7 protein-coding genes, 4 tRNA genes and 2 pseudogenes are annotated in these 13,824 nt (G+C 70.9%); 7 read left to right on the top strand and 6 right to left on the bottom strand.

What is annotated here, in order from left to right; all coding sequences use genetic code 11:
* Nucleotides 1–109: 109 nt before the first annotated feature.
* Together EL245_RS02185 and EL245_RS02180 are read left to right on the top strand one after the other, a co-directional pair.
* Nucleotides 110–1,114 carry a TerC family protein gene (locus EL245_RS02185; RefSeq protein ID WP_126381661.1) on the top strand — a complete coding sequence of 335 codons (1,005 nt, stop codon included), beginning with the start codon at nt 110–112 and terminating at the stop codon, nt 1,112–1,114.
* Nucleotides 1,115–1,170: 56 nt separating this feature from the next.
* Complete coding sequence (locus EL245_RS02180; RefSeq protein ID WP_126381659.1) at nt 1,171–3,711, top strand: cation-translocating P-type ATPase; 2,541 nt, start codon at nt 1,171–1,173, stop codon at nt 3,709–3,711.
* A gap of 362 nt (nt 3,712–4,073) precedes the next feature.
* Here the strand turns inward: EL245_RS02180 and EL245_RS14075 are convergent.
* The 3 genes and pseudogenes from EL245_RS14075 to EL245_RS02170 all read right to left on the bottom strand — a co-directional run.
* A pseudogene (locus EL245_RS14075) lies at nt 4,074–4,211 on the bottom strand (YciI family protein); the annotation flags it as partial.
* A gap of 43 nt (nt 4,212–4,254) precedes the next feature.
* Nucleotides 4,255–4,545 (bottom strand): annotated as a pseudogene (locus tag EL245_RS13525) (class I SAM-dependent methyltransferase); the annotation flags it as partial.
* Nucleotides 4,546–4,579: 34 nt separating this feature from the next.
* Nucleotides 4,580–4,873 (bottom strand): YciI family protein, encoded by a 294-nt coding sequence (locus tag EL245_RS02170; RefSeq protein ID WP_126381655.1) that lies wholly within the window; start codon nt 4,871–4,873, stop codon nt 4,580–4,582.
* A 116-nt stretch (nt 4,874–4,989) separates the two neighbouring features.
* Between EL245_RS02170 and uvrA the strand changes: the two genes are divergently transcribed.
* Entirely contained in the window at nt 4,990–7,830 is a 2,841-nt protein-coding gene (gene uvrA / locus EL245_RS02165) for an excinuclease ABC subunit UvrA (RefSeq protein WP_126381653.1), read from the top strand.
* Between the two features lie 128 nt (nt 7,831–7,958).
* On the opposite strand, the gene EL245_RS02160 is transcribed toward uvrA, so the two are convergent.
* Nucleotides 7,959–10,100, bottom strand: coding sequence for a DUF2339 domain-containing protein (locus tag EL245_RS02160; protein ID WP_126381651.1), 2,142 nt, complete (start codon nt 10,098–10,100; stop codon nt 7,959–7,961).
* A 746-nt stretch (nt 10,101–10,846) separates the two neighbouring features.
* Between EL245_RS02160 and EL245_RS02150 the strand changes: the two genes are divergently transcribed.
* Nucleotides 10,847–12,223 (top strand): UTP--glucose-1-phosphate uridylyltransferase, encoded by a 1,377-nt coding sequence (locus tag EL245_RS02150; protein WP_126381646.1) that lies wholly within the window; start codon nt 10,847–10,849, stop codon nt 12,221–12,223.
* 77 nt (nt 12,224–12,300) lie between these two features.
* Here EL245_RS02150 and EL245_RS02145 read toward each other — a convergent pair.
* Nucleotides 12,301–12,373: transfer RNA gene (locus tag EL245_RS02145), tRNA-Val, on the bottom strand.
* 176 nt (nt 12,374–12,549) lie between these two features.
* Between EL245_RS02145 and EL245_RS02140 the strand changes: the two genes are divergently transcribed.
* From EL245_RS02140 to EL245_RS02130, 3 genes are all read left to right on the top strand, one after another.
* Nucleotides 12,550–12,622 (top strand) — tRNA-Gly (locus tag EL245_RS02140).
* A gap of 33 nt (nt 12,623–12,655) precedes the next feature.
* A tRNA-Cys gene (locus EL245_RS02135) sits at nt 12,656–12,726 on the top strand.
* A gap of 1 nt (nt 12,727) precedes the next feature.
* A tRNA-Val gene (locus EL245_RS02130) sits at nt 12,728–12,799 on the top strand.
* 66 nt (nt 12,800–12,865) lie between these two features.
* Here the strand turns inward: EL245_RS02130 and EL245_RS02125 are convergent.
* Nucleotides 12,866–13,744, bottom strand: coding sequence for a Cof-type HAD-IIB family hydrolase (locus EL245_RS02125; protein WP_126381644.1), 879 nt, complete (start codon nt 13,742–13,744; stop codon nt 12,866–12,868).
* Nucleotides 13,745–13,824 lie beyond the last annotated feature (80 nt).

Below are 13,824 nucleotides of genomic sequence, written 5' to 3'. Positions count from 1 at the left end.
CGCGGCCACGGCCCGGCCCCCGGCGTCGCAGGCCCCGGCCCCGGCTTCAGCCGGGCACTGAGGGCGGGAGGAGACCTCCGGTACCCGACCCGTACCGGAGGTACACGGAGTGGACGTCCACGCCCTGGGATGGATCGCCTTGGCCGCGATCATCCTCACCATGATCACCATCGACATCGTGGGCCACGTGCGCACCCCGCACGAGCCGACCCTCAAGGAGGCCGCCTGGTGGTCGGTGGCCTACATCGCGATGGCGGTCGTCTTCGGCGTCATCGTCTGGCAGGTGTGGGGCCACGTCTACGGCCAGGAGTACTTCGCGGGGTACATCACCGAGAAGGCGCTGAGCGTCGACAACCTCTTCGTCTTCGTCATCATGATCTCGGCCTTCCGCGTGCCCAGGAAGTACCAGCAGGAGGTGCTCCTGGCGGGCATCATCATCGCCCTGGTCCTGCGCCTCGTCTTCATCCTGGCCGGTGCGGCCCTCATCGAGAACTTCTCCTGGGTGTTCTACTTCTTCGGGGCCTGGCTGCTGTGGACCGCCTTCTCCCAGGCGCGTGAGGGCGTCGAGGAGCCCAGTGACCACGAGCTGGAGTACGAGCCAAGTCGCTTCGTGCGCTTCATCTCCCGCGTCGTGCCGATCACCGACGGCTTCGTGGGCGGCAAGCTCATCCACCGGCACGCCGGTCGCACGATGATGACCCCGATGCTCCTGTGCATCATCGCCATCGGCACCGCGGACGTCATGTTCGCCGTCGACTCCATCCCCGCCATCTACTCCCTGACCCGCGAGCCCTACCTCGTCTTCGCCGCCAACGCCTTCTCCCTCCTGGGCCTGCGCCAGCTCTACTTCCTCATCGACGGCCTGCTCGACCGCCTCATCTACCTCCACTACGGCCTGGCCGCGATCCTGGGCTTCATCGGCCTCAAGCTCATCAACCACGCGCTGCACGAGAACGAGGTGCCCTTCATCAACGGCGGGGAGCACTGGGACCTCATCCCCGAGCCCTCGATCCAGGTCTCCCTGGGCTTCATCGTCGTCACCATTGTCATCACCGTCGTCGCATCGGTCCTCAAGTCGCGTTCCGACGCCCGTGAGGAGGAGAACGCGGCCTGAGGCCTCGCCCCGGAGGCGGAGGCCGCCGCCACGACGATGCCAGTAGTCTCCCGGTCGTGACCACCATCGAGCAGGCCCCGGTCGGGCTGAGTGCTGCACAGGTTGACGAGCGCGTCAGGCAGGGCCTGACCAACGCCTACGAGGAGAGGACCTCCCGCAGCGCCGCACAGATCCTGCGCGCCAACGTCCTGACGATCTTCAACGGCATCCTGGGCACCGCCCTGGTCCTCATCCTCGTCTTCGGGCACTGGCCGGACGCGCTCTTCGGCTTCGTCCTGCTGCTCAACACCGCCACCGGCACCATCGCCGAGGTCCGGGCCAAGCGGGCGCTCGACCGGCTCGCGGTCCTGGAGACGCCCCACGCCGTCGTCCTGCGCGACGGCCAGGAGCACGAGGTGAGCGTCGGGCAGGTGGTGCTCGACGACGTCGTGCGCCTGAGCACCGGCCAGCAGGTCCCCGCCGACGGTGAGGTGCTCGTCAGTGACGGCCTGGAGATCGACGAGTCGATCCTCACCGGCGAGTCCCGGCCGGTCAGGCCCGGTCGCGGGGACCTTGTCATGTCGGGGACCACGGTGACCGCCGGCAGCGGCCTGTTCCGCACCACCGCCGTGGGCGGTGAGGCCTACGCCCACCGTCTGGCCCGCGAGGCCCGCAGGTACTCCCTCGTGGTCTCCGAGCTCCAGGCGGGCACGAACCGTGTGCTGCGGTGGATCTCCTGGGTCATCGTGCCCGTCGCGCTGCTCCTCGTGTGGTCCCAGCTGCGTCAGGCCGGGGGCGTCGAGCACGCCCTGGGCACCGGCGCGTGGCGCGTCGCCCTCGTGGCGGGCATCGCCGGGGTCGTGGGCATGGTCCCTCAGGGCCTCGTGCTGCTCACCTCCGTCAACTTCGCGACGGCGGCACTGAGCCTGGCGCGCAGGCGGGTCCTGGTCCAGGAGCTGCCCGCGGTCGAGGTGCTGGCCCGTGTCGACGTGCTGTGCCTGGACAAGACCGGCACGATCACCACCGGCCGCATCCGGCTGGGGCGGGTCCAGGCGGCCACCGGCCCCGAGGACGGCCCGCTCGCCCCCGGCTCCCTGACCGCCCTCACGGTGCTCACCGGGGGGCCGGACCCCAACCCGACGGCTCGCGCCATCGCTGAGGGCCTGAGCGAGCTCGCCGGCCCCGGTGGGCCGGGGCAGGACGACGGACCGGCGGTGCCCGTGCAGGGCGTGAGCGCCGTGCCCTTCTCCTCGCGCCGCAAGTGGTCCGCCGTGCGCTACGAGGGCCGCACCTGGGTGCTGGGCGCCCCGGAGATCGTGCTCGGCCAGGCTCGTGACGGCCAGGACGCCCTCGTCCGTGTCCAGGGCCTGGCCGCCCAGGGGGTGCGGGTGCTCGCGCTCGCCTCCTCCGCCGATCCCTGGCAGGGCGGCCCCGACGCCCATCGCACCGACGACGAGCCGGGCGCCGGAGGCCCGGACGGTGCTGGCGAGGGCGCGTCACAGGGCGGGCAGGACTACGCCCTGCCTCCCGCCCTGGAGCCGGCGGCCCTCATCACGCTCGCCGAGGACGTGCGGCCGGACGCCGCCCGGACGCTGGCCTACTTCCGTGAGCAGGGCGTGGAGGCCAAGGTCATCTCCGGGGACAACCCGGCCACGGTGGCCACCGTGGCGCGCCAGGCAGGTGTGCGCGCGCCCGACGGCGGTGAGCTGGTCGCCCTGGACGCGCGCGAGCTGCCGACCCAGGCCGACACCCCTGAGGACCGTGAGCGCCTGGCCCGGGCACTGGAGGAGGCCAGCGTCCTGGGGCGGGTCACCCCCGAGCAGAAGCGTGCTCTCGTGCGTGCCCTGCGCGCCCGCGGTCACGTCGTGGCCATGACCGGTGACGGGGTCAACGACGCCCTAGCGCTCAAGGAGGCCGACCTCGGCATCGCCATGGGCAACGGCGCCCCGGCCACGAAGGCGGTGGCGCGGCTGGTGCTGCTCAGCGGGGAGTTCTCCGCGCTTCCCGGAGTCGTGGCCCAGGGACGGCGGGTCATGGCCAACACCGAGCGCATCGCCTCCCTGTTCCTGGCCAAGACCGTCTACGCCTCGCTCATCGCCGTCGTCGTGGCGGTCACCGCGATGTCCTACCCCTTCCTGCCGCGCCAGCTGACGATCGTGTCCTCCCTGACCATCGGGATCCCCGCGTTCATCCTGGCCCTGGCACCCAGCAGTCGCCGTTACCGTGCGGGCTTCCTGGGGCGTGTGCTCACCATGGCGGTGCCCGCGGGGGTCGTCGCGGGGGTGGCGACCCTCGTCGTGCACCTCTGGCTGACAGCCACCGGCGCCCCGGAGGCGCAGGTGACCACCGGTGCAACCCTCGTCCTCGTGGTCTCGGGCCTGTGGCTGCTCACCCTGACGGCACGCCCCCTGCTGGGCTGGCGCCTCGGGCTCGTCCTGGCCATGGCGGGGGCCGCGGTGCTCGGGATCCTCGTCCCGGCGGTGCGCTCCTTCTTCCTTCTGGCCTGGCCCACGCCGGGGGTCTGGTGGGTGATCGCCGTCGTGGCCGGCTGCGCCGTCGGCGGGATCGAGGCCGTCCACCTCCTGCGTGAGCGTCTCCGCCCCGCAGACCGGGCCTGAGACGCCCCCGCGGCCGACCACAGGGCTTCGCGGATCCGGGCGGACCGGCACGAGTACCCGGCACGGCCCTCGGGCCCCCGACGATCGTCGCGTACCACTCCGCGGAAAGTGTCACTGTGGACCACAATTGAGTTCCAGCCGTTTCGCCGATGGAGGGACGATCGGCGTGATCCCGCGATTCGTGCTGACTGATGCGCCCGCCGACACGGCCAGTTGTGGTCCACAGTGACACTTTCATGCCGCCTTGATCGGAGCGGGCTGTCACGCTCCTGTCGTGGGGCCGTCGGGGCGCTGAACCAGGTCGGTCCCGGACTCGGGCGCGGCGCAGGAGACGGCGCAGGAGACGCTGTCGAGGAGGCGGGGCTGAGGACCCCGATGACCGGGTTCCACTGCCGGGGCAGGCGCTCTGAGATGAGACCCGCCTCGAGGAAGGGGTCGCCCTCCAGGAGCGTCAGCGTCCCGGCCTAGTCCTGGGCGCGCACGATGATGAGTGCGTCGACAGGCCTCGGCCAGGGCAGCCGGCAGGCCGGGCCAGAAGTAGACGGTCTCGAAGGCCGTGACGACGTCGAAGAAGGAGTCGCGGAAGGGCAGTGACTCAGCTGATCCCTCCACGGCACGCAGGCGTCCGGAGCGCGCCGCGGCGCGGTTGACCCTCAGGGTGGTCTGGACGGCGGTGGCCGAGTGGTCCACGCCGGCCACCTCCCGCCGCGTCAGGAGCAGGATCCGGGAGATCGCCCTGCCGCCACCGCAGCCGATGTCGAGCACGCGGTCAGTGGGCTGGACGCGGGCGGCGTCCAGGCCCCACTCGTGCAGCCTCGCGTGGCCACGGTTCATGGTGCGAACGACCGATGTGAGCGGAGCCGGCCGCCTAGGAGGCGGGGCTGAGGACCCCGATGACCGGGTTCCACTGCCGGGGCAGGCGCTCGGCGATGAGACCCGCCTCGAGGAAGGGGTCGTCCTCCAGGAGGGCCAGCGCGCCTGCCTCGTCCTGGGCGCGCACGATGATGAGGGCGTCGTGGGTCCCCACGTACGGTCCGGCCGCCAGGAGGTGGCCGCGGTCGGCCAGGTCGGCGTTGAATGCCCGGTGGGAGGGGCGCAGCCGGTCGAGGTCCTCGTCCCGGTCGGTGACGTAGTGGTACTCCACGGCGTAGATCGTGCTCATGGAGCCAGCCTACGGGAGCGCGGGGAGCCTCGGGCCGACCGAAGTGGTCAACGCCTCGCCGGCACGGGTCGAACAGGTGTTTGAAGGCGCCCGTTGCGCACCTAGACTCGTGCCCTGTGAACGACTCACTCATCATCCGCGGCGCCCGGGAGCACAACCTCAAGGGGATCGACCTCGACCTGCCGCGCGACGCGATGATCGTCTTCACCGGGCTGTCGGGATCGGGCAAGTCCTCCCTGGCCTTCGACACCGTCTTCGCCGAGGGCCAGCGCCGCTACGTCGAGTCCCTGTCGTCCTACGCCCGGCAGTTCCTGGGGCAGATGGACAAGCCCGACGTCGACTTCATCGAGGGGCTGAGCCCCGCGGTGTCGATCGACCAGAAGTCGACCTCGCGCAACCCGCGATCGACGGTGGGAACGGTCACCGAGGTCTACGACTACCTTCGCCTGCTCTACGCCCGCGCCGGCGTCCAGCACTGCCCCGTGTGCGACGCGGTCATCTCCTCCCAGACCCCCCAGCAGATCGTCGACCGCGTCCGGTCGATGGACGAGGGCGCGCGCTTCCAGGTGCTCGCGCCGGTGGTCCGCGGGCGCAAGGGCGAGTACTCCGAGCTGTTCACCGAGCTGCAGTCCCGCGGCTTCTCGAGGGTGAGGGTCGACGGCGAGACCCACCGCCTGGGCGAGGTGCCCGAGCTGTCCAAGAAGCTCAAGCACGACATCGAGGTGGTCGTCGACCGGCTCGTCGTGCGCGAGGGGATCCGGCAGCGCCTGACCGACTCGGTGGAGACGGCCCTCGGTCTGGCCGACGGGCTCGTCATCGTCGACCTCGTCGACCGAGACCCCGACGACCCGGACAGGGAGCACCGCTACTCCGAGCGGCGGGCCTGCCCGAACGAGCACCCCCTGTCCCTCGACGAGGTCGAGCCCCGGACCTTCTCCTTCAACGCGCCCTACGGGGCCTGCCCGGCATGCACCGGCCTGGGTACCCGCCTCGAGGTCGACCCCGAGCTCGTCGTCCCGGACGAGGAGCTGACCCTGGCTGAGGGGGCCATCGCCCCCTGGGCGAGCCACCAGTCCTACTTCACCCGCCAGCTGGCCGCCCTGGGCGAGGAGCTCGCCTTCGACGTCGACACCCCCTGGCAGGCCCTGCCGCAGCGGGCCAAGGACGCGATCCTGCGCGGCAAGGACTACGAGGTGCGCGTCAAGTACCGCAACCGATGGGGACGGGAGCGCACCTACTCCTCGGGTTTCGAGGGCGTGCTCGACTACGTCATGCGCAAGCACTCCGAGACCGAGTCCGACTGGTCGAGGGAGCGCTACGAGGCCTACATGCGCGAGGTCCCGTGCCCGACCTGCCAGGGCACGCGGCTCAAGCCCGAGGTCCTGGCGGTCAGGGTCGGCGACCTGTCGATCGCCCAGCTGTGCGACCTGTCGATCGCCCAGGCCCGTGACCTCCTGGCCGGGCTCGAGCTGAGCGGGCAGGCCCGCCGGATCGCGGCGAGCGTCCTGACGGAGATCAACACCCGCCTGGGCTTCCTCGTCGACGTCGGCCTGGACTACCTCAGCCTGTCGCGCGGCGCCGCGACCCTGTCCGGTGGTGAGGCGCAGCGCATCCGGCTGGCCACGCAGATCGGCTCCGGGCTGGTCGGCGTGCTCTACGTCCTGGACGAGCCGAGCATCGGGCTGCACCAGCGGGACAACATGAGGCTCATCGAGACCCTTGAGCGCCTGCGCGACCTGGGCAACACCCTCATCGTCGTCGAGCACGACGAGGACACGATCCGCGCCTCGGACTGGGTCGTCGACATCGGCCCGGGCGCGGGGGAGAAGGGTGGTCAGGTCGTGTACTCCGGCGACCTGGCCGGGCTGGTCCGGACCCCGGCCTCTGTGACCGGCGACTACCTCGCGGGCCGACGGCGCATCGAGATCCCCGCGGTGCGCCGCCTCCGGGACAAGGGCAGGGAGCTGACCGTCGTGGGCGCCAGGGAGAACAACCTGCGCGACGTGACAGTCAGCTTCCCCCTGGGGGTGCTCACCGCGGTGACCGGGGTCTCGGGGTCGGGGAAGTCCTCCCTGGTCAACGCGATCCTCTACCGGGTGCTCGCCAACCGCCTCAACCGCGCCCGGGCCGTTCCCGGTCGGCACCGGACGGTGCGAGGTCTGGACAACCTCGACAAGGTCGTCCACGTCGACCAGTCGCCGATCGGCCGCACGCCGCGTTCCAACCCCGCGACCTACACCGGGGTGTGGGACCACATCCGCAAGATCTTCGCCGCCGTGCCCGAGTCCAAGGTGCGCGGCTACACCCCCGGCCGCTTCTCCTTCAACGTCAAGGGAGGCCGCTGCGAGGCGTGCAAGGGTGACGGGACCCTGCGGATCGAGATGAACTTCCTTCCCGACGTCTACGTGCCCTGCGAGGTCTGCGAGGGTGCTCGCTACAACCGCGAGACCCTGGAGATCCGCTACAAGGACAAGACGGTGGCCGATGTCCTGGACATGACGATCAGCCAGGCGGCGGAGTTCTTCTCAGCCACGCCCGTCATCTCCCGCCACCTCAACACCCTCGTCGAGGTCGGACTGGGCTACGTCCGCCTGGGCCAGTCGGCCACGACCCTCTCGGGCGGCGAGGCGCAGCGGGTCAAGCTCGCTACCGAGCTCCAGCGCCGCTCCACCGGCCGGACGATCTACGTCCTGGACGAGCCGACGACCGGCCTGCACTTCGAGGACATCCGCAAGCTCCTGTCGGTTCTTCAGGGACTGGTCGACAAGGGCAACTCGGTCGTCGTCATCGAGCACAACCTTGATGTCATCGCCAACGCCGACTGGGTCATCGACATGGGGCCCGAGGGCGGGCAGGCGGGCGGGACCGTCGTGGCCACCGGTACCCCTGAGCAGGTCGCTCAGGTCCCGCAGTCGCACACCGGCAGGTTCCTCGCTCAGGTGCTCGACCGCCCCTGACGGACCCCCGGGGCACGGCAGGCTCCGGGGCAGGCCGCGCAGGTGACAGCGCCACGGCGCCTGCGTCTGCCCAGCGAGCCTGGCCGGACGGCATCGGAGGCCAGCGGACGGCGCGCTCCGGTGCCTGCTCAGCCGGGATCCGAAGGCGGGGCGAAGCGCGAGGCCCCGGTCTGCGGGGTGCTGGGAGTCTCGCTCGGGGCGACGTGGCCGTCGGCGGCCGGTGCCTCCTCAACGCCGTCGGGGCTCGCCGGCACGCCGTGTCCCGGGTGGGTGGCTGGCACCGCTGCGCCTCCGTCCGCCCTCGCACCACCGCTGAGCGGAGCGTGCCCGGCCTGCGCCTTCGGGGTGGTGGAGTCGGCCGCGGCCTTGTTGTAGGCCAGTGACAGCAGGAAGCACACGATGCCGGCGACCGCCAGGGCCAGGACGCGGGTGATCGAGTTCTGGGAGCTGATGTCGAGCACCGCGAGCTTGAGGACCGCGATCATGACGAGCGTGAGCCCGTAGTGACGCAGGGTGATGGCCCGGAGCCGGAAGCCGATGACGATGCACAGCGCCCCGGTGCCCAGCACGAGCACCGTCATGAGGACCGATCCGAGGTCCTGGCCGGACAGGGCGATGACTGACCACCAGGTGAGAACGCTCATGAGGCCCGCGATCATGATCGCCTCCTGGGGCTGGCGGACCCAGGGGACGAGGAACCTGGAGGCCAGGACGCCCAGGGCCAGTGCGATGACGGTCAGCAGGGCAGTCCAGGGGAGGGACGACGTGATCTCAGCGCTGGCCATGAGGTACAGGGAGGTCACGCCGGCCAGCGCCCACCCCAGGGTGGCCCTCGTCAGCTCCGTGTCGGGGCGCTCGGGGCTCGGGGCGGGCAGGCGCCAGGCGACCTGACCGCTCAGGAAGCGACGGGGTGTCAGGTTCGGGTCGAGCACCCCGAGGAGGAGCACGACCAGGACGAGGGTCCCTGTGGCCGTCGCGTGCAGCGCCACGCTGTTGCTCGGTGGGACCAGGACGCTCAGGAGCAGCGGTGGGACGACGACGAGGTCGGCGGCGACCAGCCAGGCGGACACGCGCAGGACGTCGCCGTTGCCCGTGCGGCACGAGGGGGGGACAACCGACTCGAGGCCGACGACCGCCGCGATGAGGACCGCCAGGCCGACGAGGCCGCCGAGGACCTGCGCCGTGTCGCCCGCCGCGGTCACGAGGGCGGCCGTCCCGGCCACGGTCGTCATCGGGATCACCACGAGGTGCCCCTCGAGGACCGCGGGAACCGCAGCCAGCGCAAGGACGATGACGAACACCGTGAACAGGCCGAGCTCGACGAAAACGGCGATGAGGCCCAGGACAGCGGCTGCGCCAAGAGCTATGGGGGCGGTGCGACGGCGCCACCCGCGTGGCCCGGGGGAGACCAGGAAGGTGATCGGCGCGACCGCGCTCAGGGCCAGGTACCCTGCGGCGGCTACGGGGACGGACGCGCCTTCGCCACGCTCGGCGATGTCGATAAGGAGGAGCATCGTCATAACGAGGACGGTGCAGACGGCCGCCCAGTCCCCTCCGGCCCACGACCGGAACCCTGCCGCCCACAGGCCCCGGCTGGAGTGGAGCAGCTGGATGACCAGAAGCAGGTCGAGACCGAGCACGAGGCCAGCAGCCAGGTAGATCGAGCTCTCGGCCAGCGCGTCGACCGGCGAGGCGAGGACGGTCATGCCCGTGACGACCATCGAGGTGACCGGGTACCACGGCGCCAGGGGCACCGCCTTGCTCGGACGGCTCAGGGCCGCGGCGATGGCGGCCAGGGCGGCCGCGTAGGCGCAGGTGAGCGACCAGGTGCTCGGGGCCTGCGCAGGGTCCTGGGCCTGCCACGCGGCGAAGCCGACTGTGACCAGCGCCCCGATGGTGGAGATGATCGCGGTGAAGAACTGCTCAGTGACCCGTGACAGGACCAGGAGGGCGGCCGCCCAGACCGCCATGAGGACGAATGCCGGTGCGACCGGCAGGAGGCCGTCGAGCAGCACGGCGCCGATGATGGCCACGTAGCCCAGGGTGCCGCCGGTGCCGGTCAGTGTCGCCGCCGCGATGCGCTGGGAGGGCCGAGACCTGGGGAGCCAGGCGCCCCCTGCGACGAGGAGCAGCGCGATCACGCCCAGCGTGCCGATCTTGACGACGTCGGGGATCGAGTCCCAGACGAGGGCGATGAGGCTGACCCCGGCGAGGACGACGAGGAGCGCGGCCGCCCCCGACAGGAGGAACCGTCCGAGGCCGCCGTCCACGGTCCAGCGCGGGGCGGGTTGCGTGGGCTGGACTGGCTGCTTGGGCTGGACTGGCTGCTTGGGCTGGACTGGCTGCTTGGGCTGGACTGGCTGCTTGGGTTGGACGGGTTGCTTGGGCTGGGTGGGTTGCGTGGGCTGGGTGGGTTGCTTGGGCTGGACTGGCTGCTTGGGTTGGACTGGCTGCTTGGGCTGGGTGGGTTGGACTGGCTGCTTGGGCTGGGTGGGCTGCTTGGGCTGTGCCGCGGCTCGTGTCGCCGGTGGTTGCGTCGGGGACGGACGGGCGCCGGCAACAGGAGCACCGTCTGCCGGGCTGACGACCGGCGCCCAGGCCTTCTTCGGACCGGCAGTGCTCGTCGGTTCCGGGAGCTCTGCGGCGGCACGGCTCGCAGCCTCCTGACCGTCTGGGACAGGGCTGGGCCGCGCCGCGGAGGATCCTGCGGGTGGCTTGGAGGGCAACGCGCCCGACGCGACCCTCTGGGCGATCCAGTCGATCTTGCGTTCAAGGAGGTCGAGGCGGGCCAGTACCTCGTTGGTGGCCTGCGAATCGTGAGCGTCGGCGGGGGTCATGGTCGCTCCATCTCGCGAACGGAAACTACCTGGACATCATCGCACATGATGAGCAGTAGCGACAGGGAATGAGCGAGCAGTACTCCCGGGTGTCCGCGACTCGCCGAGAAGTCGAACAGAAACGAACAGGAAACGAACAGATCAGGACATTTGCGCCCACTGTCGGTTAGCCTCGTGCCATGAGCGACAACGGATTGAGCGCAGCCCGGGACAAGATGGAGCGGGCGGGCGTCGCCCCCGAGGCCATCGAGGTCTTCACCCACTACTACAGGTCCCTCGAGGACGGTGCGACCGGGCTCATCCCGGAGGAGACGATCGAGCCTCTCACCGACATCCCGTCCATCGAGGACGTCGAGGTCGACGAGGACCAGGCCCGTGAGGCACTGGCCAGGACCGTGCTCATCAAGCTCAACGGCGGGCTGGGGACCTCGATGGGCATGGACCGGGCGAAGTCCCTCCTGCCGGTGCGCGACGGTCGGAGCTTCCTGGACCTGCTCGTCGAGCAGGTCCGCGCAGCGCGGTCGACCTACGGGGTGAGCCTGCCGCTGGTGTTCATGAACTCCTTCCGCACGCGTCACGACACCCTTGAGGCGCTGGCCGCCCACCCCGACATCGCCGTCGACGGACTGCCCCTGGACTTCCTCCAGAACCGGGAGCCCAAGCTCCGTGCCGACGACCTCACGCCGGTGACCTGGGAGGCGGACCCCGAGCTCGAGTGGTGCCCCCCGGGTCACGGGGACATCTACACGGCCCTCGTGGCCTCCGGTGTCCTCGACGCGCTCATCGAGCGCGGGTACCGCTACGCCATGACCTCGAACTCCGACAACCTCGGCGCTGCGCCCTCGGCGCGGATCGCCGGCTGGTTCGCCGCCTCGGGTGCCCCCTACGCCCCGGAGATGTGCCGGCGGACCCCCGCCGACGTCAAGGGCGGTCACCTGGCCGTGCGCAAGGCCGACGGCAGGATCATCCTGCGGGACACCGCGCAGACGCCTGAGGACCAGATGCACTACTTCACCGACCAGTTCCGCCACCCCTACTTCCACACGAACAACCTCTGGTTCGATCTCGTGGTCCTGCGCCGGACCCTGGCCGAGCGCCGAGGCATCCTCGGGCTGCCCCTCATCAGGAACCTCAAGACCGTCGACCCCGCGGACCGCGGCTCGACCCCCGTCATCCAGATGGAGACGGCGATGGGCGCCGCCGTCGAGGCCTTCGAGGGAGCCACGGCCATCGAGGTCCCGCGCAGCCGCTTCCTGCCGGTCAAGACGACCAACGACCTGCTCCTCGTGCGCTCCGACGTGTACGAGGTCGGCGAGGACGGGCTGCTCACGATGGTGGGGGACGAGGCGTGCACCGTCGACCTCGACCGGCGCTACTACGCGACCGTCAAGGACTTCGAGGAGCGCTTCGCCCAGGGGGTTCCATCGATCCGGGACGCGAGCACCCTGACCGTTCGCGGGGACTGGAGCTTCGGTGCTGACGTCGTGGCCACCGGCGACGCGGTCGTGGGGCCTGACGGCGCTCCGGGTCGCGTGCCCGACGGGGCCCGGATCTGAAGGGCCGGCCGCCCGCCGAGGGCACGGCCGCCGAACAGCAGCGGGCCCGGACCGTCGTGGTCCGGGCCCGCGCGCGGTGGGCGATACTGGAATCGAACCAGTGACCTCCTCGGTGTGAACGAGGCGCTCTAACCCCTGAGCCAATCGCCCGGCGCGGGGACAGGCTATCGAGGCGGGGGTGTGCGCGGCAAATGCCGGTCCGGTGAGGTGGATCACCGCAGTGTCATTTGCCAGGGCGGCGGTGGTCGGTGTTATGGTTTCCCAGCACCGAGCGGTTCCATGGGTCTGTCGGGTTCTTCCGCAGACGTCTGGAGCCGTGACGCCATGCGGATGTGGCTCAGTTGGTAGAGCATCACCTTGCCAAGGTGAGGGTCGCGGGTTCGAGTCCCGTCATCCGCTCCGAGGAGCCGGGAGCAGCCCCAGCATCTCACTGGTGGGTTGGCCGAGAGGTTAGGCACCGGCCTGCAAAGCCGTTGACACCGGTTCGAATCCGGTACCCACCTCGGGCGATTGGCGCAGCGGTAGCGCGCTTCCCTGACACGGAAGAGGTCACTGGTTCGATCCCAGTATCGCCCACGAGCAGGGCCCGGAACCACGCGGTTCCGGGCCCTTGTCGTCTCGGGTCGTCGTCGACGGCTGTGCTCACGTCCCCCCGGGCTCGTCCAGCAGCCCGAGGAGCTCGAAGGCCCGTGCCAGGCCGTCGTCCTCGACCGCAGCGGTCACGAGGTCCGCCGCCGCCTTGGCCTCGGGGGAGGCGTTGCCCATGGCCACCCCGACACCGCCGAGGCGCAGCATGCCGATGTCCACCGACGCGTCCCCCAGGCAGATCGTGTCCTCCAACCGGACCCCGAGGTGGTCGGCGAGCACGGTGAGCGCGTGCTCCTTCGACACCTCTGTCACGCCGACGTCGCCGAAGAGGGCATCGTGCCCGCGCCCGCCCCACGACCCGTGCCTGAGGTGCGAGAAGGTCGTCCGGGCGGCATCGAGGTCCTCAGGGCCCGAGAGCACGTAGCTGATCTTGTTGACGTCCTCGCGCACGAGCTCGTCGGTGTCGATGAGGCCGTGGAGGACTTCGTCGACGTCCTGGGGTCCGAGGTCGGGCTGGGGGAGGGCGCCGTCGCCTCCGGCGAGGTACGCCCGGATCGCGGGCAGGGCCGCCTGGCGGAACCCGGGGGAGGGGTAGAGCCCGGAGTTGGCCTCGAGGTAGAAGGGCAGGTCCCGTGCCCTCAGCCAGCCCACGAGCGCGGCGCAGTCCTGCCGGCTCAGGCACTGGTGCATGACGACCGTGCCCTCGTGCTCGACGTAGGCGCCGTTGGCGCACACCACGCCGTCGAAGCCGATGTCGGTGATCCACCCCGGCATCTCGGCCTTCGAGCGTCCGGTGGCCGGGTAGACCCGGTGGCCCAGGCGGCGCGCGGCGCGGACCGCGGCCACGGCGGACTCGGGCAGCTCGTTGGCGTAGGTGACCAGGGTCCCGTCGACGTCGACCAGGACGAGGCGAGGACGTGTCGTCGTGCTCACCCTTCGACCCTAGACGACCTGGGGGCGCGCTGCTTGTCGGGCGCCTGCTCCCGGGGACCGGGCCCGGGGCGGGGGCTGAA

The organism is Actinomyces howellii (assembly GCF_900637165.1).
Classification (GTDB): domain Bacteria; phylum Actinomycetota; class Actinomycetes; order Actinomycetales; family Actinomycetaceae; genus Actinomyces; species Actinomyces howellii.
Note: the sequence above shows the minus strand (reverse complement) of the source record. Positions and strands in the feature narration are given on the sequence as shown.

Bases quoted from the DNA above. Each gene is read 5' to 3' on its own strand.
- EL245_RS02170 (WP_126381655.1), bottom strand. From the start codon at position 4,873: ATGAGCACGATCTACGCCGTGGAGTACCACTACGTCACCGACCGGGAC.
- EL245_RS02150 (WP_126381646.1), top strand. From the start codon at position 10,847: ATGAGCGACAACGGATTGAGCGCAGCCCGGGACAAGATGGAGCGGGCG.